Here is a 17,057-nt window from a genome sequence, read left to right as displayed (position 1 = left end):
CGTGAGGGGGGTCGTACGGTGGGTGCGGGTGTCGTGACGGGCATCGAGGAGTAACGATGGCCGCCCCGAAGATCCGCATCAAACTCAAGGCGTTCGACCACCGCAGCCTCGACAGTTCCGCCACGCGGATCGTCGACACGGTGCGCCGGACCGGGGCCGAGGTCGCTGGCCCGGTGCCCCTGCCCACCCGCACGCGCCGCTTCTGCGTGCTCCGCAGCCCGTTCACCGACAAGGACAGCCGCGAGCACTTCGAGATCCGGACCCACAACCGGCTCATCGACATCCAGGCGCCCACCAAGAGCACGATCGACAGCCTGATGCACCTCGACCTCCCGACCGGGGTGGACATCGAGATCAAGACGGTCGGAGGACGCTAATGAAGGGAATTCTCGGCACCAAGGTGGGCATGACCCAGGTGTGGCGCGACGAGCGACTGGTTCCGGTCACCGTCGTCCTCGCCGGGCCCTGCCCCGTGGTGCAGCGCAAGACCGGGGAGCGCGACGGCTACGACGCCGTCCAGCTCGGTTGGGACGACGTCCCCGCCAAGCGGCTCACCAAGCCTGCGCTGGGCCACTTCGAAGCGCACGGGGTCGCGCCGCAACGCCACCTCGTCGAACTGCGCGACTTCGCGCCCGAGGAGGACGCCGTCACGGTGTCGATCTTCGAGGGCGGCGAAACGATCGACGTCACCGGCACCAGCAAGGGGCGCGGCACCGCCGGCACCATGAAGCGCTGGGGGTTCGGCGGCCTGCCCGCGACGCACGGCACGAAGAAGAAGCACCGCGCCGTCGGCTCGATCGGTACGGGCAAGACCCCCGGACGCGTCTACAAGGGCCGCAAGATGGCGGGCCGGATGGGCGCGCGGCCGGTGACGACCGTCGGACTCGAGGTCGTTGAGGTCCGCCCCGACGACAACGTGTTGCTGATCAAGGGCGCGGTGCCCGGCGCGAACGGCTCGCTGGTCGTCGTCAAGGGCTCCGCGCGGAAGGGCGGGGCATGATGCCGGTCACGCTCGACGTGGTGGGGAGCCAGCGCACCGTGACGCTGGACCTGCCCGAACCCCAGGAGTCGGTCCTCCACGAGGTCGTTCGCTGGCAGCTCGCGAAGCGCCGCCGCGGCACCGCCCGCACCCAGACGCGCGGCAAGGTCACCGGCTCGACCGCCAAGATCTACCCGCAGAAGGGCACCGGCCGCGCCCGCCACGGCAGCCGCAAGGCGCCGATCTTCGTCGGCGGCGGGACGGTCTTCGGGCCCGTGGAACGCGACTACGGCTACACCCTGCCCAAGCGGGTGCGGCGGCTCGGCCTGCACATGGCGATCGCGGCGCGCGCCAACGAAGGCAAGCTCACGCTCGTCGAGGCGTTCGATCTCTCCGGCAAGACCAAGGAGTTCGTCGCCTGGGCGAAGGAGCACGGCTTCGACGGCGAGGAGCGCGTGCTGCTCGTCACCGACGACGAGCTGGCGCGCCGCGCCGCGCGGAACCTGCCGTGGGTCGACGTGCTCCCGGTGCGCGGCCTCAACGTCTACGACGTGCTGCGTAGCGACGCCGTCATCGCCGACGCCGCCGTGTTCGCCGGCGCGGAAACGGAGGCGGCCTCGTGAGTCCGCACGACGTGATCCTGCGCCCGGTGCTGTCGGAGAAGGCGGTCGTCGCGATCGAGACCGGCAAGTACGCCTTCTACGTGCACCCGGACGCCAACCGCACGCAGATCAAGGACGCCGTCGAGACGGTCTTCGAGGTCGAGGTCACCAAGATCAACCTCCAGAACGTCCGCGGCAAGGCCAAACGCACCGGCCGGTACGTCGGCCGGACCGCCGACCGCAAGAAGGCCATCGTCACGCTCGCGCCCGGGCAGCGCATCGCGCAGCTCGAGGGCCTCACCTAAGGGAGGGACGCGCATGCCGACCAAGAAATACCGTCCGTATACGCCCTCCCGCCGCACGATGGCGACCCCCGACTTCGCGGAGGTCACTCGCGGAGCGCCGGAGAAATCCCTCGTCAAGGGGGCCGCGAAGAGCGGCGGGCGCAACAACCGGGGGCGCGTCACGTCGCGCTTCCGCGGCGGGGGTCACAAGCGCCGCTACCGCGTCATCGACTTCCGTCGCCGCGACAAGGAGGGCGTGCCCGCCAAGGTCGCCGGCATCGAGTACGACCCGAACCGGAGCGCCCACATCGCGCTGCTGCACTACCTCGACGGCGAGAAGCGCTACGTGCTCGCGCCCGGCGGGTTGCGCGCCGGCGAACGCATCGTGGCCGGTCCCGACGCCGAACCGGTCGTCGGCAACGCCATGCCGCTCCGCTTCGTCCCCGTCGGGACGGTCGTGCACGCCGTCGAGCTGGTGCCCGGCAAGGGCGCGCAGGTGGGGCGTAGCGCCGGCACCGGCATTCAGATCCAGGGCCGCGACGGCGCCTACGTCACGTTGCGCCTCCCGTCGGGCGAACTGCGGCGCGTGCACGGCGAGTGCTACGCGACCGTCGGCACCGTCGGGAACGCCGAACACAAGAACGTCGTCAGCGGCAAGGCGGGCCGTACCCGCTGGCTCGGGCGCAAGCCCCACCAGCGCGGTCGCGCCATGAACCCGGTCGATCACCCCCACGGTGGGGGCGAGGGCCGCAGCAGCGGCGGCCGGCCGCCGGTCAGCCCCTGGGGCCAGCAGGCGAAGGGCCTCAAGACCCGCGACCGCCGCAAGACGTCGAGCCGATTCATCGTGCGCCGTCGGAAGGGGAGGTAACGATGTCCCGCAGCCTGAAGAAGGGGCCGTTCGTCGACGGCCACCTGCTCAAGAAGGTCGACGCCGCCAACGCGTCCGGCGACCGCAAGGTCATCAAGACGTGGAGCCGTCGCTCGACGGTGGTGCCCGAGATGGTCGGTCACACCCTCGGCGTCTACAACGGCAAGCAGCACGTGCCGGTGTTCGTGCAGGAGAACATGGTCGGGCACAAGCTCGGCGAGTTCGCGCCGACCCGCAACTTCCGCGGTCACGGGCGGGGCGACTGATGCGCGCCACCGCCAAGCTCCGCATGCACCGCGCCACGCCCCGCAAGACGCGCCTGGTGATCGACCAGATCCGCGGCAAGGACGTCGGCGAAGCGGAGTCGATCCTCAAGTTCACCGACAAGCGGGCGGCCGCCCCGATCCTGAAGCTCCTCACGAGCGCGAAGGCGAACGCCGTCAACAACCACGACATGTTCGAGGACGACCTGTTCGTCGCCGAAGCGCAGGTCGGCGACGGCCCGACGCTCAAGCGCTACCTGCCGCGGGCGCGCGGTCGCGCCGACCTGCTGCGCAAGCGCACGAGCCACATCACGATCACGCTGGAGGAACGCCGTGGGCAATAAAGTCAACCCGCTCGGCTTCCGCTTGGGGGTCAACAAGGTCGCCTCGGCCCGGTGGTACGCCGGCAAGGCCGACTACCCGCGGTTGCTCGAGGAGGACGAAACCGTCCGCCGCCTCATCACGAAGGAGGTCGGCCACGCCGGCATCGCCAAGATCGAGATCGAGCGTGCGGCGGACAACGTCGGCGTCACGATCCACACCGCCAAGCCGGGCGTCGTCATCGGCCGCGGCGGGGAAGCGATCAAGATGCTGCGCGCCCGCCTGGACGACCTCATCCGCGGCACGGTCAACGTCAACGTCCAGGAGATCGGCAACCCGAACACGAACGGGATGCTGGTCGCGCAACGCATCCGCGACCAACTCGAGCGCCGCTTCGCCTTCCGCCGCGCCATGAAGCAGGCCGTGCAACGCACGATGGAGTCGGGCGCCAAGGGCGTCAAGATCCGCTGCTCGGGCCGCCTCGGCGGGAGCGAGCAGGCCCGCCCCGAGTGGTACAGCGACGGTCGCGTGCCGCTGCAGACGTTGCGCGCCGACATCGATTACGGCACCGCGGAAGCGCACACCACCGCCGGCGTCGTCGGCGTCAAGGCGTGGGTGTTCCACGGCGAGATCGTCGGGGACCAGAAGCGTCAGGCGGCGGTGCTGCCGCGCGCGCGGAGCGACGAGGACAAGAAGAAGCGGCGCCGTCCCGGACGCCGCCGCGACGAGAAGGGCGGCGGCCGCCGTCGCGTGCGGAGGGACGGCTGATGCTGCTCCCGAAGCGCGTCAAGTACCGCAAGCAGTTCCGCGGCCGCATGCGGGGCGCGACGACCGGCGGCGACTACGTCGCGTTCGGCGACTACGCGCTCGTCGCGACGGAGCCCGCCTGGATCAAGTCGAACCAGATCGAGGCGTGCCGCATCACGATGAGCCGCTACTTCAAGCGCGGCGGCAAGATCTACATCCGCATCTTCCCCGACAAGCCCATCACCAAGAAGCCCCAGGAGGTTCGCATGGGGAAGGGGAAGGGCGCCGTGGAGTTCTGGGTGGCGGTCGTCAAGCCGGGACGCATCCTGTTCGAGGTCGCCAACGTCACCGAGGAGCAGGCGCGCGAGGCGTTCCGCCTCGCGGGGCACAAACTGCCGATCGCGACGAAGATGGTGAAGCGGGAGATCTACGATGAAGCCCAATGAGGTGCGCAACCTGACGCTCGAGGAGATCGAGGCCGAGGTCGCGCAGCGGCGAGCGGAACTGCTCGACCTCCGCTTTCAGGCGGCGGTCGGTCAGGCGAGCAACCCGCGGCGCATTCGGGAGGCGAAGCGTGAAATCGCGCGGCTGCTGACCGTGGCCAACGAGACCCGGGCGCGGAACGGGAGCCAGGCATGAAGAAGGTCCTGCAGGGACGCGTCGTCTCCGACGCGGCGGACAAGACGGTGACCGTCTCGGTCGAGCGGCGCTTCAAGCACCCGCTCTACGGCAAGGTCGTGAGTTCGAACAAGAAGTACCTCGCGCACGACGAAACGAACGCGTACGGCGTCGGCGACCTCGTGGAGCTCACGAGCGCGCGCCCCGTCAGCAAGCGCAAGCGCTTCGTCGTCACGAAACTTCTGGAGAAGGCGCGCAGCTGACGCGCCCGGAGGCATCGTGATTCAACAGGAAACCTTCCTCGACGTCGCCGACAACTCCGGAGCCCGCCGGATCCAGTGCATCCGCGTGCTCGGCACCGGGCAACAGTTCGTCGGCGGCGTGGGCGACCTGATCGTCGCCTCGGTGAAGGACGCCATTCCGCAGGGCCAGGTCAAGAAGGGCGAAGTGGTCCGCGCCGTGGTGGTCCGCACCAAGAAGGAGATCAACCGCAAGGACGGCTCGTCGATCCGCTTCGACGGAAACGCCGCCGTCCTCGTCAACCCCCAGAACGAGCCGCGCGGGACGCGCGTGTTCGGGCCCGTCGCGCGGGAGTTGCGGGAGAAGCGCTTCATGCGCATCGTGTCGCTCGCGCCGGAGGTGCTGTGATGGCCGGCAGGATCCGCCTCAAGAAGGGCGACACCGTCCGGGTGATCGCCGGGAAGCACAAGGGCCTCGAAGGGGAGGTCATCGACGTGCGCCGCGATGCGGGCCGTATCGTCGTCGAGGGCGTCAACGTCATCAAGAAGGCGTTGCGTCCGACGCAGGAGAACCCGCGCGGCGGGTTCCGGGAGCAGGAGGCGCCGATCGACGTCAGCAACGTCCAGCTCCTCGACCCGCAGACGGGGGAACCCACCCGCGTCGGCGTGCAGGTGGGCGAGGACGGCGTGAAGCGTCGCGTCGCGCGCAAGAGCGGAGTGGTTCTCGATGGCTGAGGCGGAGAGCGCGGCGGTGGAACGCATCGACCTGCCGATCAAGGCGAAGTACCAAGCGATCCGTTCGGACCTGACCGAGCGGCACGGCTACGCCAACCCCATGGCGGTGCCGCGCGTCGAGAAGATCGTCCTCAACATGGGGGTCGGCGACGCGCGCGACGACCGCAAGGTCCTCGACCGCGCCGCGGACGACCTCGCGAAGGTCGCGCTGCAGCGCCCGGTCGTGACGAAGGCCAAGAAGTCGGTGTCGAACTTCAAGGTCCGCACCGGCATGCCGGTCGGCCTGAAGGTCACGTTGCGGCGGGAACGCATGTGGGCGTTCCTCGACAAACTCATCAACGTCGCGTTGCCCCGCGTGCGGGACTTCCGCGGCATCAGCGCCAACGCCTTCGACGGCCGCGGCAACTACAGCCTCGGGATTCGCGAGCAACTCGTGTTCCCCGAACTCAGTTACGACTCCGTCGACGCCGTCCGCGGCCTCGACGTGGTCATCGTCACCAGTGCCGAGACCGACGAGGAAGCGCGCAGCCTCCTCGAGCTGCTCGGCATGCCGTTCCGGAAGTAGGGGGAAGCGTGGCCACCAAAGCCAAAATCGCCGCGTCCAAGCGGACGCCCAAATTCTCCGCGCGCGCCGTGCGGCGGTGCAGCCGCTGCGGGCGGACCCGCGGGTACCTGCGGGACTTCGGCCTGTGCCGCATCTGCATGCGGGAGATGGCCCACAAGGGCTACCTTCCCGGCGTGACGAAATCGAGCTGGTAGACACCCGAGACTCGACACCCCAGGGGTGATGGCCGGCGACACAGCCGCCGGGACCAACTCCGACGGAGGCAAACGTGCACTCTGATCCGATCGCAGACATGTTGAACCGCATCCGCAACGCCGTGGCCGTGGGCCACGCGCACGTGGACGTCCCCGCCAGCAAGTTCAAGCGCGCGCTCGCGAAACTCCTCGTCGACGAGGGCTACCTCGCCGGCCTCGAGGAGGTCGACGCGAACGGCCACCCGAACCTCCGCATCGCGCTCAAGTACGGCCCGAAGCGCACGCCGATCATCCACGAGATGACCCGCGTCTCGAAGCCCGGACGGCGCGCCTACTCGAAGTCGAAGGACGTCCCCGTCGTCCGCGGCGGGTTGGGCGTCGCCGTCGTCTCCACCTCCCGCGGCCTGATGGCCGACCGCGACGCCCGCCGCCAAGGCGTCGGCGGCGAAGTCGTCTGCGAGGTGTGGTGATGAGCCGCGTCGGCCTGTACCCGATCCCCCTCCCGGCTGGCGTGACGGTCCGCCGCGACGGCGACGTCGTGCACGTCGAGGGGCCCAAGGGCCGCCTCGAGGCGCCGATCTCCGCGCGCATCACGATGGAGGAGAGCGACGGCGTCCTGACGTTCGCGCGCCCCAGCGACCACCCCAGTGATCGCGCCCAGCACGGGCTCGCTCGGGCCCTGGTCGCCAACGCCGTCGCCGGCGTCAGCGAAGGCTTCACGAAGACCCTGGAGATCCAGGGCGTCGGCTACCGCTGCCAGATGCAGGGCAACGACCTCGAGCTCCTCGTCGGGTACTCGCACCCCGTGATCATCGCCGCCCCCGAGGGCGTCACGATCCAGGCGCCGGAACCCACGAAGATCGAGGTGAGCGGCATCGACAAGCAGCTCGTCGGGCAGGTCGCCGCGGACATCCGCGCGGTCCGGCCGCCGGACAGCTACCACGGCAAAGGCGTTCGCTACCAGGGCGAACGCGTCCGTCTCAAGGCCGGCAAAGCCGCGTCCCGCTGACCTCGGAGGGGAGGCCCCGCATGAACGTGATGACCGCCAAACGACGCCGTACCTTCCGCACGCGGCGCAACATCCGCACGCCGGTCGACAACGGCCGCATGCGCCTGTCGGTGTTCCGCAGCGCGCGCTACATCTACGCCCAAGTCATCGACGACCGCACCGGCCGGACGTTGGCCGAAGCGAACAGCAAAGCGCTCGGCGCGAAGGGCACCAAGACCGCGCAGGCCGGCGAGGTCGGCAAGGCCCTCGCCGAACGCGCCCGGGAGGCGGGCGTGACCCGCGTCGTGTTCGACCGAGGCCCGTACCGCTACCACGGCCGCGTCAAGGCGCTCGCCGACGCCGCCCGCGAGGGAGGACTGGAGTTCTGATGGCCGACACCGATTTCGAAGACAAGGTGATCTTCATCCGGCGCACCGCCAAGACCTACAAGGGCGGTCGGCGCTTCCGCTTCGGCGCGATGGTCGTCATCGGCGACCGGCAGGGCCGCGTCGGGGTGGGCCTCGGCAAGGCCAAGGAGGTCCCGGTCGCGGTGCAGAAGGGCCAGTACGTCGCGCGCCGGAACCTCATCGAGGTGCCCATCGAGGAGCCCGGGACGGTCCCGCACGAGGTGCTCGGCGCGCACGGCACCAGCCGCGTGATGCTGAAGCCGGCGGGCGCGGGGACCGGCGTGATCGCCGGCAGCGTCCCGCGCGCCATCGTCGAGCTGGCGGGGTACCGCAACCTGCTCACGAAGGAGCTCGGCTCGCGCAACCAAACGAACGTCGCCTACGCCGTCGTCGACGGGCTCAAGCAACTGCGCACCTTCGCCGAAGCGAAGGCGGCGCGGGATCGGGCGGAGCCATGAAGATCACCCTGACCCGAAGCCTGATCGGCGTGCCGAAGGACCAGCGCGCCACCGTGCGCGCGCTCGGGTTGCGCAAGACCGGCGACACGCGTGAGGTCGCCGACACGCCCGACGTGCGCGGCATGGTCGACAAGGTCGCCTACCTGCTCACCATTCAAGGGGGGTCCCGCTCGTGAAACTCAACGACATCGGCCCGGCCACGGGCTCCAAACGCCGCCGCCGGCGCGTCGGTCGCGGTCTCGGCAGCGGTCGCGGCAAGACCGCCGGCCGCGGCCAGAAGGGCCAGAAGTCGCGCAGCGGCTTCAGCCAGGGCGCCGGCTGGGAGGGCGGTCGTTCGCGCCTGGTGATGCGGCTGCCCAAGCGCGGCTTCAACAGGGCGAAGGAACCGGTGCAGATCGTGAACGTCCGCGACCTCGACCGCTTCGACGACGGCGCCACCGTCGACGTCGACGCGCTCGTCGGCGCCGGCCTCGTCAAGCGTACCGACCGTCCCGTGAAACTGCTCGGGGACGGTGACCTCTCCACGAAACTCACGATCGACCTCGACGCGGTCAGTCGGGGGGCGGCCGCCGCCGTCACGGCGGCGGGCGGGAACGTGAAGGGCGCGGCGGCCGAGGAGTCGGCCTGATGCTCGCGGCCTTCCGCAACGCCGCCGCCGTCCCGGCGCTGCGCGCGAAGCTGCTGGTGATGATCGGCCTGCTGGCCGTCTACCGGCTGCTGGTGTTCATCCCCACCCCGGGGATCGACATCGACCGGTTGCGGGAGGGAAGCTTCGGACAGGGCGACGTCTTCACCCTGCTCAACTTCATCTCCGGCGGCAACTTCGAGGTGTTCTCGATCGCCGCCCTCGGCGTGATCCCCTACATCACGGCCAGCATCATCGTGCAGCTCCTGCAGGGCACCTGGCCGCCGCTCGAGAAGCTCGCCAAGGAGGGCGAGGAGGGCCGGCGCAAGATCACCCAGTACACCCGCTACGGCGCGGTGGGGCTCGGGGCGATCCAAGCGGTGTTCCTCGCCATCGCCCTCCTCGGGCCGTCCGGCGCGCTGAAGATCGGCTGGGCCAACGGGCCGTTCTTCTGGTTCGTGGTGCTCGTGACGCAGGTCGCCGGCATCAGCGTCGTGATGTGGCTCGGCGAGAAGATCAGCGAGTACGGTATCGGCAACGGCATCTCCCTGATCATCTACGCCGGCATCGTCGCGGCGTTCCCCGGCGCCATCACCCAACAGTTCGCCCTCATCGGGCGGGGCGAAGGCAACCTCATCGGCTTGATCATCTTCTTCGCGTTGTTGATCCTCACGCTCGCGGGGATGGTGCTCATCCAACAGGCGGAACGCAGGATTCCGGTGCAGTACGCCCGCAAGGTCGTCGGGCGCCGCGTCATGGGCGGGCAATCGACGTACATCCCGTTGCGCCTCAACGCCGCCGGCGTCATCCCGATCATCTTCGCGGTCAGCATCATCATCCTGCCCCAGACCCTGATCGGCAGCTTCCCGGACGTCGTGTGGTTGCAGGCGATCGGCGCCTGGTTCAACCCCGCGCAGTGGCAGGGCCTCATCACCAGCACCGTGCTGATCGTCGCGTTCACGTACTTCTACACGCAGATCAGTTTCGACCCGCGGCGCATCAGCGAGAACCTCCGCGAGTACGGCGGCTTCGTGCCCGGCGTCCGTCCCGGCCAACCGACGACCGACCACCTGGCCCGCATCACGCAACGCATCACGCTGTGGGGCGCGCTGTTCCTCGGGGCGGTCAACGCCCTGCCGCAGGCGCTCGCCTGGGCGACCGGCGCCGGCCAGCTCAGCTTCGTGTTCAGCGGCATCGGCCTGCTCATCATGGTCGGCGTCGCGCTCGACACGCTGCGGCAGCTCGAGAGCCAACTGATGATGCGGCACTACGAAGGGTTCGTCTCGAAGGGACGGATTCGCGGTCGCGGACGGCGGTTCTGATGGCGAGCGAGGTCCTCCTCATCATGGGTCCGCCCGGGGCCGGCAAGGGCACGCAGGGCGCCCGCATCGCCGAGCGCCACGACCTGCGGGCGTTGTCGACCGGCGATCTGCTGCGCGGGCACGTCGCGCGCGGGACCGAGCTGGGGACGCAGGCGAAGGCGATCATGGAGGCGGGCGAGCTGGTGCCCGACCACCTGATCGTCGACATGGTCCGCAGCGAACTCGACGAGATGGACGAGGTCCGCGTCCTCCTCGACGGCTTCCCCCGCACCCCGGGGCAGGCGGTGTCGCTCGACGCGCTCCTCGCGGAGTACGGCGCGGAGATGACCGCCGTGATCCAGCTCGAGGTGCCGCAGGAGGAGCTCGTGGAGCGGCTCGTGAGCCGCGCCGAACGCGAGGGCCGCAGCGACGACGGCGAAGCCACCGTGCGCAAGCGCATGGAGGTCTACGCCGACGCCACCCGGCCGCTGCTCGATTTCTACGACGCGCGCGACCTGTTGGTGCGCGTCGATGGGGTCGGCGACCTCGACGCCGTCACCGAACGCATCGAGGGGGCGCTTGCGTGATCCTCAAGCGGCCCGGCGAGATCGACGCGATGGTGGACGCCGCGCACATCAACCGCGCGGCGCTCGAGGCGGTCGAAGCGCGCCTGGCGCCCGGCGTCACCACCCGCGAGTTGAACGACGTGGCCGAAGAGGTTATCCTACGGAGTGGTGGTAGCCCCGCATTCAAGGGCTACCGCGGGTTTCCCGCGACGCTGTGCACCTCCCTCAACGAGGTCGTCGTCCACGGCATACCGGACGACCGCCCGTTGCAGGAGGGGGACACGGTGAGCATCGACGTCGGCACGTTCTACAAGGGGTACGCCGCCGACATGGCGAAGACCTACGCCATCGGCGCCGTCTCCGACGATGTGCAGCGGTTGCTCGAAACGACCGAGCGGTCCCTCTACGCCGGCATCGAACGAGCCGCCCCGGGAAATCGGCTGGGCGACGTGTCCGCGGCCATTCAGGACGTCGTCGAGCAGGAAGGCTTCTGGGTGGTACGGGAGTTCGTGGGGCACGGCATCGGCCGGACCTTCCACGAGCCGCCCGACGTGCCCAACTTCGGCCGCGCCGGCACGGGACCCGTGCTTCGGCCAGGCCTGGTCTTGGCGATCGAACCGATGGTCGCGCACTCGCGCACCGCGGTCGTGGTCCTCGACGACGGATGGACCGCCCCCACCGAAACGGGGGTGCCGTCCGCGCACTTCGAACACACGGTGGCCGTCACCGAGGACGGCCCACGCATTCTGACGGCGAAGGAGACGACGACGCGAACGGGAGAGGGAGTGGCGCATGGCGCGTAGACGAGGAGGCGGCCGCGGCGGTCGGCGTTCGAACGCCGGACGCGGGCGCGCCGAAAACCGGCAGAAGGGCACCGAAACCACGCAGGACATGGTGCGCACCGAAGGGGTCGTCCTGGAGGCGCGCCCCAACACCACCTTCCTCGTGCAGCTCGACGCGGGCCCCGAGATCCTCGCGCACGTCGGCGGCAAGATGCGCCGCCACTACATCCGCATCCTCCCCGGCGACCGCGTCGTCGTCGAAATCAGCACCTACGACCCCGAAAAGGGTCGCATCGTCTACAGGAAGTAAGGGGACGGCCATGAAAGTACGGTCCAGCGTCAAGAAGATGTGCGCGAGCTGCAAGGTGATCAAGCGTAGCGGGCGCGTCTACGTCATCTGCTCCAATCCCAAGCACAAGCAGAGGCAGGGGTAACCATGGCACGCATTTCCGGAGTCGACCTTCCGCGGGAGAAGCGCGTCGAGTACGCCTTGCCCTACGTCTACGGCATCGGGCCGACGCGCGCCCGCGCCATCCTCGAGCAGTCCGGCGTCGATCCCTCGATCCGCGTCAAGGACCTCGCCGAATCCGACGTCCAGAAGATTCGCGAGGTCGTCGACGGCCAGTACAAGGTCGAGGGCGACCTGCGCCGCGAGGTGCAGCTCAACGTCAAGCGCCTCATGGACATCGGCTGCTACCGCGGCCTCCGTCACCGTCGCGGCCTGCCCGTGCGCGGGCAATCCACCAAGACCAACGCCCGGACCCGCAAGGGGCCGCGCCGCACCGTCGCCGGCAAGAAGAAGGCGCCGAGGAAGTAGGGGGTAGACGTGGCCACGCCATCCAAGAACCGCAAGCGCACCAAGCGCACCCTGGTGGAGGGCAAGGCGTTCATTCACGCCTCGTACAACAACACCATCATCACCATCACCGACCCCGACGGCAACACCGTCACCTGGTCCTCGTCGGGCAGCATCGGCTACAAGGGCTCCAAGAAGGGCACGCCCTACGCCGCGCAGCTCGCTGCGGCGGACGCGACCCGCAAAGCCCAGAACATGGGGCTCTCCACGCTCGACATCGTGATCCGCGGCACCGGTTCGGGCCGCGAACAGGCGATCCGCTCGATCCAAGCGACCGGCGTGAACGTCCGCACGATCATCGACGACACCCCCACCCCCCACAACGGCTGCCGCCTGCGCAAGCGGCGCCGGCAGTAAGGCAGGAGGACGCATGGGCCGTTACCGAGGACCGATCGTCAAGCTGTGCCGCCGCGAAGGGGTGAACCTCGCCGAGACCCCCAAGGCGCAGAAGTACATGGAACGCCGTCCCTACCCCCCCGGGGAGCACGGGCAGCGCCGCCGCCGCCGCATCAGCGACTACGGCGTCCGCCTCCGTGAGAAGCAGAAGCTGCGCATCCTCTACAACATGAGCGAAAAGCAGTTCGCCAACCTGTTCGAGGAAGCCACCCGCCGCGAAGGGGCGACCGGCACGGTCTTCCTGCAGCTGCTCGAGCGGCGCCTCGACAACGTCGTCTACCGCCTCGGGATCGCGCACACGCGCCGCCAAGCGCGCCAGTTCGTCGCGCACGGCCTGATCCGCGTCAACGGCCGCCGCATCGACGTGCCCTCCTACCGGGTGCAGCCCGGCGACCAGATCGCGGTCGTCGAGAAGGCGAAGAAGAACCCGCACATCAAACAGAACGTCGAGGAGCGCCGCCGCGGCAAGACGCCGCCCTGGCTCGATTTCGACGCCGACACGCTGACCGGCACCTTCCAGAGCGTCCCCGCGCGCGAGGACATCGTGGTGCCCGTCAACGAACTGCAGGTCATCGAGTACTACTCCCGCTGAGGTGGAGGCGACCCACGTGCAGATCACACCCGAATTCCAGGCGACCGCCACCGACCGCTACGGCGAGTTCGTGGTCGAGCCGCTGCAGCGCGGGTTCGGCGTCACCCTGGGCAACCCCCTGCGCCGCATCCTGCTGAGCTCGATCCCCGGCACCGCCGTCACCAGCGTGTACGTCGAGGACGTCCTCCACGAGTTCTCCACGATCCCCGGCGTCCGCGAGGACGTCATGCAGATCGTGCTGAACCTCAAGGACCTCGTCGTGAAACTCCACGACGGCGAACCGGTCACCCTCACGCTCCGCGCCGAGAAGGCCGGCACCGTCACCGCCGCCGACCTCGACGTCCCCTCCAACGCCGAGATCGTCAACCCCGAACTGGAGATCGCGACCCTCGGGGACGGCGCCAAACTCGTGATGGAGGTCCGCGTCGACCCCGGCGTCGGGTACGTCCCCGCCGAACTTCTGCACGGCCACAAGGACCGCATCAACTCGATCCCCGTCGACGCCGTCTTCACGCCGGTCCGCCGCGTCGCCTACCGGGTGGAGGACACCCGCGTCGGGCAGAAGACCGACCTCGACCGGCTCGTCGTCCGCGTCTGGACCGACGGCAGCGTCTCGCCCCGCGAAGCGCTCGACGAAGCGGTCGACATCCTCCGCACCCAGCTCAACGTGTTCGGCGGTAACGGCGAACAGCCCGAGGAGGAGGTCCCCGTCGTGACGATCCCCTCCGCCGCGGGCGAACCCACCCCCGCCGAGCAGGACGAGCCGCACATCAGCCTCGAGAGCCTCGCGCTCTCCAACCGCGTGCTGCACTCGCTGCAGGAGGAGGGCATCGACTCCGTCAACGCCCTCATGGCCCTCTCCGAGCGCGACCTCAAGCGCGTGAGCGGCATCGGCGACAAGTCCCTCGACGAGATCCGCGACCAACTGGGGCAGCGCGGACTCAGCCTGAAGGAGTAACGATGCGTCACCTCGCCGCCGGCCGCAAACTCAACCGCAACAGCTCCCACCGCATCGCGCTCGCGCGCAGCCAAGCGACGGCGCTGTTCAAGCACGGCCGCATCAAGACCACCCTCACGAAGGCCAAGAACCTCCAGCCGTACGTCGAGAAGCTCATCACGACCGCGCGCGGCGGGGACCTCCACGCCCGCCGCCTCGTCGCCAAGGAGATCCACGACAACGCGGTCCTCCGGAGCCTCATGGACGACATCGGGCCGCGCTACGCCGACCGCAAGGGCGGCTACACCCGCATCTACCGCCTCGGCCACCGCCGCGGCGACGCGACCCAGGAAGCCCTGATCGAGCTCGTCACCGACGAGTAACGACTCGATCTCGGAGCGGCGCCCCGTGGACCTCTGCGGGGCGCCGCTCTCGTGCGGGCGCGCTCATCGCCGCAGGACGTCCGCGAACGACGTGCCCGGCCCCCGCCACGCGACGTCCAGCAGGTCCGCGACCGTCGCACCGACGTCCGCGAAGCTCGCCCGCGTCCCCAGGTCGACCCCCGCCCCCGCCGGCCCGACCGCCACGAGCAGCCCGTACTCGCGCGTGTGGTCGGTCCCGACGTGCGTCGGGTCGTTCCCATGGTCGCTGAGCAGCATCAGCACGTCGTCCTCCCCCCGCGCCGCCACCAGGTCCGGCAGGGCGGCATCGAACCGCGCCAACGCCGCCCCGTACCCCTCGACGTCGCGTCGGTGGCCGTACACCGCGTCGAAATCCACCAGGTTCGTGAACGTCAACCCGTCGCGGTGCCGCTCCATCGCCGCCCGCGTCGCCGCGACGCCCTCCGCGTTCGATCCGGTCTTGATCGCCTCGCGCACCCCCCGCCCGGCGTAGATGTCGTCGATCTTGCCGATCGCGCGCACGTCCCGCCCAGCCTCCGCGAGCGCATCGAGCACCGTGGGGGGCGGAGCGACCGACAGGTCCCGCCGCTTGTCGTGCAGCCGCTCGAAGGCGCCCGGCGCCCCCCGGAACGGACGCGCGATCACCCGCGCGACGGCGTGCGGCCCGACCGCCAACGCGCGGGCGGCGTCGCACCAGGCGTAGAGCGTCTCCAGGGGCACGACGTCGACGTGCGCCGCGATCTGCAGGACGCTGTCGGCGCTCGTGTAGACGATCGGGTCGCCCGACGCGAGGTGCGCCGGCCCCAACCGCTCCAGGATCTCCGTGCCGCTCGCCACCTCGTTCCCCAGGTGCCCGCGCCCCGTCGCGGCGTCGAGCGCGTCCATCAACGCCGCCGGAAACCGCTCGAACGTCCGGAACGGCGCGTCGAGCACCACCCCCATGAACTCCCAGTGGCCGGTCGTGGTGTCCTTCCCGGGCGAGCGCTCCGCGAGGCGACCGTACGCGCCGCGCGGCGTCGCGACCGCCGGAAGCGACGTCACGCCCTCCACCCGGCCGACCCCCAGGTCGGCCAGGTGCGGCAAGCGCACGCCGGTCGCCGCCACGGTGTGATCGAGGGTGTGCGCGCCGGCGTCCCCGAACGCCTCCGCGTCGGGGAGGGCGCCGACGCCCACGGAATCGAGAACCACCAGGGTGACGTGCATGGCGTCAGGGTATCGCGGCGCGCGGGCCGCCCCGGTCCGCCCGCCACCTGTGATACGACGGACCCGTGAACGCCACCCGAGGGGTCGACGACCAACTTCGCGCGGCCCTGGACCGGCTCGCGCCCGACGCGCGCCGCGTCCTCGTCGCCCTGTCCGGCGGCAGCGACTCCGTCGCCGTCCTCCGCGCGCTGGTCGATGCGCCGGACCGCGACGTCGTCGCCGCCCACCTCGACCACCGCCTCCGCGCCACGTCCGGCGACGACGCCGCCTGGGTGCAGGCCACCTGCGCCCGGCTCGGCGTCCCCCTCGAGAGCGACGCGGTCGACGTCCACGCCGTGCACGCCGACAAGGGCGGCAACCTCGAGGCGGTCGCGCGGGAGGTCCGCTACGCCTTCCTCACGCGCGCCGCGAAGGCGCACGCGTGCGACGTCGTCGTCACCGCCCACACCCGCGACGACCAGGCGGAAACCGTGCTGCTGCAGTTGTTGCGGGGGACCGCCCACCCGCGCGGCATCGAGCCACGGCGCGGCCCGATCGTGCGCCCCGCCCTGGCGCTCGGCAAAGCCGACCTGCGCGGCTGGCTCGACGGGCTCGGGCAGGACTGGCGCGAGGACGCCGACAACCGCGACCGACGCCGCGACCGCGCTTGGCTACGCCACGAGGTGCTCCCCGTCCTGCAGCGGCGCCGCCCCGGCAGCGCCGCCCGCCTGGCGCGCTTCGCGGACCTCCAGCGCGACCAGGCGGCGTTCTTCGCGATGGAGGCCGACCGCCGCTTCCGGCGCGACGCCCCCGCCCGCGCCGTCCTCGCCGCCGCCCCCACCGCACTCCAGCGCGAGGTCCTGGCGCGCCTCGTGCGCGACGCCGGAGGCGACGTCGACGTCGCGCACCTCGACGCGGCCCTCGCCGCCCTCCCCGGCCACGACGCGTGGCGCGCGGACCTGCCCGGCGGCGTCCGCCTCCGGTTCGGACGGAACCGCGTCGACGCACTCCCGCCCCCGGAGGCGACGCCGGCCCCCCCGACCGAGCGGGACGTCGCGACGCCGGACGCCCTGCCGGACGGGGCGCCCCCGACGCTCCTCGAGGACGGCCCCTGGCGGCTCCGAACCCCCCGACCGGGGGACCGCATCCGC

The 17,057-nt window shown here is 70.4% G+C and carries 32 protein-coding genes and 1 pseudogene; 32 read left to right on the top strand and 1 reads right to left on the bottom strand.

Annotated elements, in window-relative coordinates; all coding sequences use genetic code 11:
- The first annotated feature begins 56 nt into the window (after positions 1-56).
- From rpsJ to rplQ, 31 genes and pseudogenes are all read left to right on the top strand, one after another.
- A complete protein-coding gene (gene rpsJ, locus RI554_06200) occupies positions 57-377 on the top strand; it encodes a 30S ribosomal protein S10 (GenBank protein ID MDR9391603.1) in 321 nt (106 codons plus the stop codon).
- Positions 377-1,000 carry a 50S ribosomal protein L3 gene (gene rplC / locus RI554_06195; GenBank protein MDR9391602.1) on the top strand — a complete coding sequence of 208 codons (624 nt, stop codon included), beginning with the start codon at positions 377-379 and terminating at the stop codon, positions 998-1,000. The genes rpsJ and rplC overlap by 1 nt, the downstream gene beginning before the upstream one ends.
- On the top strand, positions 997-1,602 hold the full coding sequence (gene rplD, locus RI554_06190; protein MDR9391601.1) for a 50S ribosomal protein L4: 606 nt from the start codon (positions 997-999) through the stop codon (positions 1,600-1,602). Before rplC ends, rplD begins: the two co-directional genes overlap by 4 nt.
- Positions 1,599-1,886, top strand: a complete 288-nt coding sequence (locus tag RI554_06185; GenBank protein MDR9391600.1) for a 50S ribosomal protein L23 — start codon at positions 1,599-1,601, stop codon at positions 1,884-1,886. Before rplD ends, RI554_06185 begins: the two co-directional genes overlap by 4 nt.
- A gap of 13 nt (positions 1,887-1,899) precedes the next feature.
- On the top strand, positions 1,900-2,733 hold the full coding sequence (rplB, locus tag RI554_06180) for a 50S ribosomal protein L2 (GenBank protein MDR9391599.1): 834 nt from the start codon (positions 1,900-1,902) through the stop codon (positions 2,731-2,733).
- A 2-nt stretch (positions 2,734-2,735) separates the two neighbouring features.
- Entirely contained in the window at positions 2,736-2,999 is a 264-nt protein-coding gene (gene rpsS / locus RI554_06175) for a 30S ribosomal protein S19 (protein ID MDR9391598.1), read from the top strand.
- Positions 2,999-3,340, top strand: a complete 342-nt coding sequence (gene rplV, locus RI554_06170; protein ID MDR9391597.1) for a 50S ribosomal protein L22 — start codon at positions 2,999-3,001, stop codon at positions 3,338-3,340. Before rpsS ends, rplV begins: the two co-directional genes overlap by 1 nt.
- Positions 3,330-3,953 (top strand): annotated as a pseudogene (gene rpsC, locus RI554_06165) (30S ribosomal protein S3). Before rplV ends, rpsC begins: the two are co-directional and overlap by 11 nt.
- A 131-nt stretch (positions 3,954-4,084) precedes the next feature.
- Positions 4,085-4,510, top strand: a complete 426-nt coding sequence (gene rplP / locus RI554_06160; protein MDR9391596.1) for a 50S ribosomal protein L16 — start codon at positions 4,085-4,087, stop codon at positions 4,508-4,510.
- The gene (gene rpmC / locus RI554_06155) at positions 4,497-4,703 is read left to right on the top strand and encodes a 50S ribosomal protein L29 (protein MDR9391595.1); all 207 of its coding nucleotides are present in this window, start codon (positions 4,497-4,499) and stop codon (positions 4,701-4,703) included. Before rplP ends, rpmC begins: the two co-directional genes overlap by 14 nt.
- The gene (gene rpsQ, locus RI554_06150) at positions 4,700-4,945 is read left to right on the top strand and encodes a 30S ribosomal protein S17 (GenBank protein MDR9391594.1); all 246 of its coding nucleotides are present in this window, start codon (positions 4,700-4,702) and stop codon (positions 4,943-4,945) included. Before rpmC ends, rpsQ begins: the two co-directional genes overlap by 4 nt.
- Before the next feature lie 16 nt (positions 4,946-4,961).
- On the top strand, positions 4,962-5,330 hold the full coding sequence (gene rplN / locus RI554_06145) for a 50S ribosomal protein L14 (protein MDR9391593.1): 369 nt from the start codon (positions 4,962-4,964) through the stop codon (positions 5,328-5,330).
- An 11-nt stretch (positions 5,331-5,341) separates the two neighbouring features.
- Complete coding sequence (gene rplX, locus RI554_06140) at positions 5,342-5,656, top strand: 50S ribosomal protein L24 (protein ID MDR9391592.1); 315 nt, start codon at positions 5,342-5,344, stop codon at positions 5,654-5,656.
- The gene (gene rplE / locus RI554_06135) at positions 5,649-6,221 is read left to right on the top strand and encodes a 50S ribosomal protein L5 (GenBank protein MDR9391591.1); all 573 of its coding nucleotides are present in this window, start codon (positions 5,649-5,651) and stop codon (positions 6,219-6,221) included. Before rplX ends, rplE begins: the two co-directional genes overlap by 8 nt.
- An 8-nt stretch (positions 6,222-6,229) precedes the next feature.
- Entirely contained in the window at positions 6,230-6,415 is a 186-nt protein-coding gene (locus RI554_06130) for a type Z 30S ribosomal protein S14 (protein MDR9391590.1), read from the top strand.
- Between the two features lie 74 nt (positions 6,416-6,489).
- Positions 6,490-6,885 (top strand): 30S ribosomal protein S8, encoded by a 396-nt coding sequence (rpsH, locus tag RI554_06125; protein ID MDR9391589.1) that lies wholly within the window; start codon positions 6,490-6,492, stop codon positions 6,883-6,885.
- Complete coding sequence (gene rplF, locus RI554_06120) at positions 6,885-7,424, top strand: 50S ribosomal protein L6 (GenBank protein ID MDR9391588.1); 540 nt, start codon at positions 6,885-6,887, stop codon at positions 7,422-7,424. The genes rpsH and rplF overlap by 1 nt, the downstream gene beginning before the upstream one ends.
- 20 nt (positions 7,425-7,444) lie before the next feature.
- Positions 7,445-7,792, top strand: a complete 348-nt coding sequence (gene rplR, locus RI554_06115) for a 50S ribosomal protein L18 (GenBank protein MDR9391587.1) — start codon at positions 7,445-7,447, stop codon at positions 7,790-7,792.
- Complete coding sequence (rpsE, locus tag RI554_06110) at positions 7,792-8,268, top strand: 30S ribosomal protein S5 (GenBank protein ID MDR9391586.1); 477 nt, start codon at positions 7,792-7,794, stop codon at positions 8,266-8,268. The genes rplR and rpsE overlap by 1 nt, the downstream gene beginning before the upstream one ends.
- On the top strand, positions 8,265-8,444 hold the full coding sequence (gene rpmD, locus RI554_06105) for a 50S ribosomal protein L30 (GenBank protein ID MDR9391585.1): 180 nt from the start codon (positions 8,265-8,267) through the stop codon (positions 8,442-8,444). The genes rpsE and rpmD overlap by 4 nt, the downstream gene beginning before the upstream one ends.
- Positions 8,441-8,896: a 50S ribosomal protein L15 gene (gene rplO, locus RI554_06100; protein ID MDR9391584.1), complete on the top strand. Its 456-nt coding sequence runs from the start codon at positions 8,441-8,443 to the stop codon at positions 8,894-8,896. Before rpmD ends, rplO begins: the two co-directional genes overlap by 4 nt.
- Positions 8,896-10,215 (top strand): preprotein translocase subunit SecY, encoded by a 1,320-nt coding sequence (gene secY / locus RI554_06095; GenBank protein ID MDR9391583.1) that lies wholly within the window; start codon positions 8,896-8,898, stop codon positions 10,213-10,215. The genes rplO and secY overlap by 1 nt, the downstream gene beginning before the upstream one ends.
- Positions 10,215-10,781 carry an adenylate kinase gene (locus RI554_06090; GenBank protein ID MDR9391582.1) on the top strand — a complete coding sequence of 189 codons (567 nt, stop codon included), beginning with the start codon at positions 10,215-10,217 and terminating at the stop codon, positions 10,779-10,781. Before secY ends, RI554_06090 begins: the two co-directional genes overlap by 1 nt.
- Positions 10,778-11,563, top strand: coding sequence for a type I methionyl aminopeptidase (gene map / locus RI554_06085; GenBank protein MDR9391581.1), 786 nt, complete (start codon positions 10,778-10,780; stop codon positions 11,561-11,563). The genes RI554_06090 and map overlap by 4 nt, the downstream gene beginning before the upstream one ends.
- Positions 11,564-11,651: 88 nt before the next feature.
- Positions 11,652-11,852, top strand: a complete 201-nt coding sequence (infA, locus tag RI554_06080) for a translation initiation factor IF-1 (protein ID MDR9391580.1) — start codon at positions 11,652-11,654, stop codon at positions 11,850-11,852.
- Between the two features lie 10 nt (positions 11,853-11,862).
- Positions 11,863-11,976 carry a 50S ribosomal protein L36 gene (gene rpmJ / locus RI554_06075; GenBank protein ID MDR9391579.1) on the top strand — a complete coding sequence of 38 codons (114 nt, stop codon included), beginning with the start codon at positions 11,863-11,865 and terminating at the stop codon, positions 11,974-11,976.
- 2 nt (positions 11,977-11,978) lie between these two features.
- Positions 11,979-12,359, top strand: coding sequence for a 30S ribosomal protein S13 (gene rpsM, locus RI554_06070; GenBank protein MDR9391578.1), 381 nt, complete (start codon positions 11,979-11,981; stop codon positions 12,357-12,359).
- 9 nt (positions 12,360-12,368) lie between these two features.
- Positions 12,369-12,755 (top strand): 30S ribosomal protein S11, encoded by a 387-nt coding sequence (rpsK, locus tag RI554_06065; protein ID MDR9391577.1) that lies wholly within the window; start codon positions 12,369-12,371, stop codon positions 12,753-12,755.
- A gap of 13 nt (positions 12,756-12,768) precedes the next feature.
- Positions 12,769-13,386: a 30S ribosomal protein S4 gene (gene rpsD, locus RI554_06060; GenBank protein ID MDR9391576.1), complete on the top strand. Its 618-nt coding sequence runs from the start codon at positions 12,769-12,771 to the stop codon at positions 13,384-13,386.
- A 16-nt stretch (positions 13,387-13,402) separates the two neighbouring features.
- Complete coding sequence (locus tag RI554_06055; GenBank protein ID MDR9391575.1) at positions 13,403-14,344, top strand: DNA-directed RNA polymerase subunit alpha; 942 nt, start codon at positions 13,403-13,405, stop codon at positions 14,342-14,344.
- 2 nt (positions 14,345-14,346) lie between these two features.
- On the top strand, positions 14,347-14,706 hold the full coding sequence (rplQ, locus tag RI554_06050) for a 50S ribosomal protein L17 (protein MDR9391574.1): 360 nt from the start codon (positions 14,347-14,349) through the stop codon (positions 14,704-14,706).
- A 63-nt stretch (positions 14,707-14,769) separates the two neighbouring features.
- Here the strand turns inward: rplQ and RI554_06045 are convergent, their stop codons facing one another.
- Positions 14,770-15,927 carry a phosphopentomutase gene (locus RI554_06045; protein MDR9391573.1) on the bottom strand — a complete coding sequence of 386 codons (1,158 nt, stop codon included), beginning with the start codon at positions 15,925-15,927 and terminating at the stop codon, positions 14,770-14,772.
- Positions 15,928-15,992: 65 nt separating this feature from the next.
- On the opposite strand from RI554_06045, the gene tilS reads away from it, so the two are divergent.
- Positions 15,993-17,057: tRNA lysidine(34) synthetase TilS (tilS, locus tag RI554_06040; protein MDR9391572.1), on the top strand; the 1,065-nt coding region annotated here is incomplete at its 3' end.

This window comes from Trueperaceae bacterium, assembly GCA_031581195.1.
Taxonomy (GTDB): domain Bacteria; phylum Deinococcota; class Deinococci; order Deinococcales; family Trueperaceae; genus SLSQ01.
Note: the sequence above shows the minus strand (reverse complement) of the source record. Positions and strands in the feature narration are given on the sequence as shown.

What these genes read in the sequence shown, in the direction of transcription:
- rpsJ (MDR9391603.1), top strand. Translation starts at nt 57, where the DNA reads ATGGCCGCCCCGAAGATCCGCATCAAACTCAAGGCGTTCGACCACCGC.
- rplC (MDR9391602.1), top strand. Translation starts at nt 377, where the DNA reads ATGAAGGGAATTCTCGGCACCAAGGTGGGCATGACCCAGGTGTGGCGC.
- rplD (MDR9391601.1), top strand. Translation starts at nt 997, where the DNA reads ATGATGCCGGTCACGCTCGACGTGGTGGGGAGCCAGCGCACCGTGACG.
- rplB (MDR9391599.1), top strand. Translation starts at nt 1,900, where the DNA reads ATGCCGACCAAGAAATACCGTCCGTATACGCCCTCCCGCCGCACGATG.
- rpsS (MDR9391598.1), top strand. Translation starts at nt 2,736, where the DNA reads ATGTCCCGCAGCCTGAAGAAGGGGCCGTTCGTCGACGGCCACCTGCTC.
- rplV (MDR9391597.1), top strand. Translation starts at nt 2,999, where the DNA reads ATGCGCGCCACCGCCAAGCTCCGCATGCACCGCGCCACGCCCCGCAAG.
- rplP (MDR9391596.1), top strand. Translation starts at nt 4,085, where the DNA reads ATGCTGCTCCCGAAGCGCGTCAAGTACCGCAAGCAGTTCCGCGGCCGC.
- rpmC (MDR9391595.1), top strand. Translation starts at nt 4,497, where the DNA reads ATGAAGCCCAATGAGGTGCGCAACCTGACGCTCGAGGAGATCGAGGCC.
- rpsQ (MDR9391594.1), top strand. Translation starts at nt 4,700, where the DNA reads ATGAAGAAGGTCCTGCAGGGACGCGTCGTCTCCGACGCGGCGGACAAG.
- rplE (MDR9391591.1), top strand. Translation starts at nt 5,649, where the DNA reads ATGGCTGAGGCGGAGAGCGCGGCGGTGGAACGCATCGACCTGCCGATC.
- rplF (MDR9391588.1), top strand. Translation starts at nt 6,885, where the DNA reads ATGAGCCGCGTCGGCCTGTACCCGATCCCCCTCCCGGCTGGCGTGACG.
- rplR (MDR9391587.1), top strand. Translation starts at nt 7,445, where the DNA reads ATGAACGTGATGACCGCCAAACGACGCCGTACCTTCCGCACGCGGCGC.
- rpsE (MDR9391586.1), top strand. Translation starts at nt 7,792, where the DNA reads ATGGCCGACACCGATTTCGAAGACAAGGTGATCTTCATCCGGCGCACC.
- rpmD (MDR9391585.1), top strand. Translation starts at nt 8,265, where the DNA reads ATGAAGATCACCCTGACCCGAAGCCTGATCGGCGTGCCGAAGGACCAG.
- secY (MDR9391583.1), top strand. Translation starts at nt 8,896, where the DNA reads ATGCTCGCGGCCTTCCGCAACGCCGCCGCCGTCCCGGCGCTGCGCGCG.
- RI554_06090 (MDR9391582.1), top strand. Translation starts at nt 10,215, where the DNA reads ATGGCGAGCGAGGTCCTCCTCATCATGGGTCCGCCCGGGGCCGGCAAG.
- infA (MDR9391580.1), top strand. Translation starts at nt 11,652, where the DNA reads ATGGTGCGCACCGAAGGGGTCGTCCTGGAGGCGCGCCCCAACACCACC.
- rpmJ (MDR9391579.1), top strand. Translation starts at nt 11,863, where the DNA reads ATGAAAGTACGGTCCAGCGTCAAGAAGATGTGCGCGAGCTGCAAGGTG.
- rpsM (MDR9391578.1), top strand. Translation starts at nt 11,979, where the DNA reads ATGGCACGCATTTCCGGAGTCGACCTTCCGCGGGAGAAGCGCGTCGAG.
- rpsD (MDR9391576.1), top strand. Translation starts at nt 12,769, where the DNA reads ATGGGCCGTTACCGAGGACCGATCGTCAAGCTGTGCCGCCGCGAAGGG.
- rplQ (MDR9391574.1), top strand. Translation starts at nt 14,347, where the DNA reads ATGCGTCACCTCGCCGCCGGCCGCAAACTCAACCGCAACAGCTCCCAC.
- RI554_06045 (MDR9391573.1), bottom strand. Translation starts at nt 15,927, where the DNA reads ATGCACGTCACCCTGGTGGTTCTCGATTCCGTGGGCGTCGGCGCCCTC.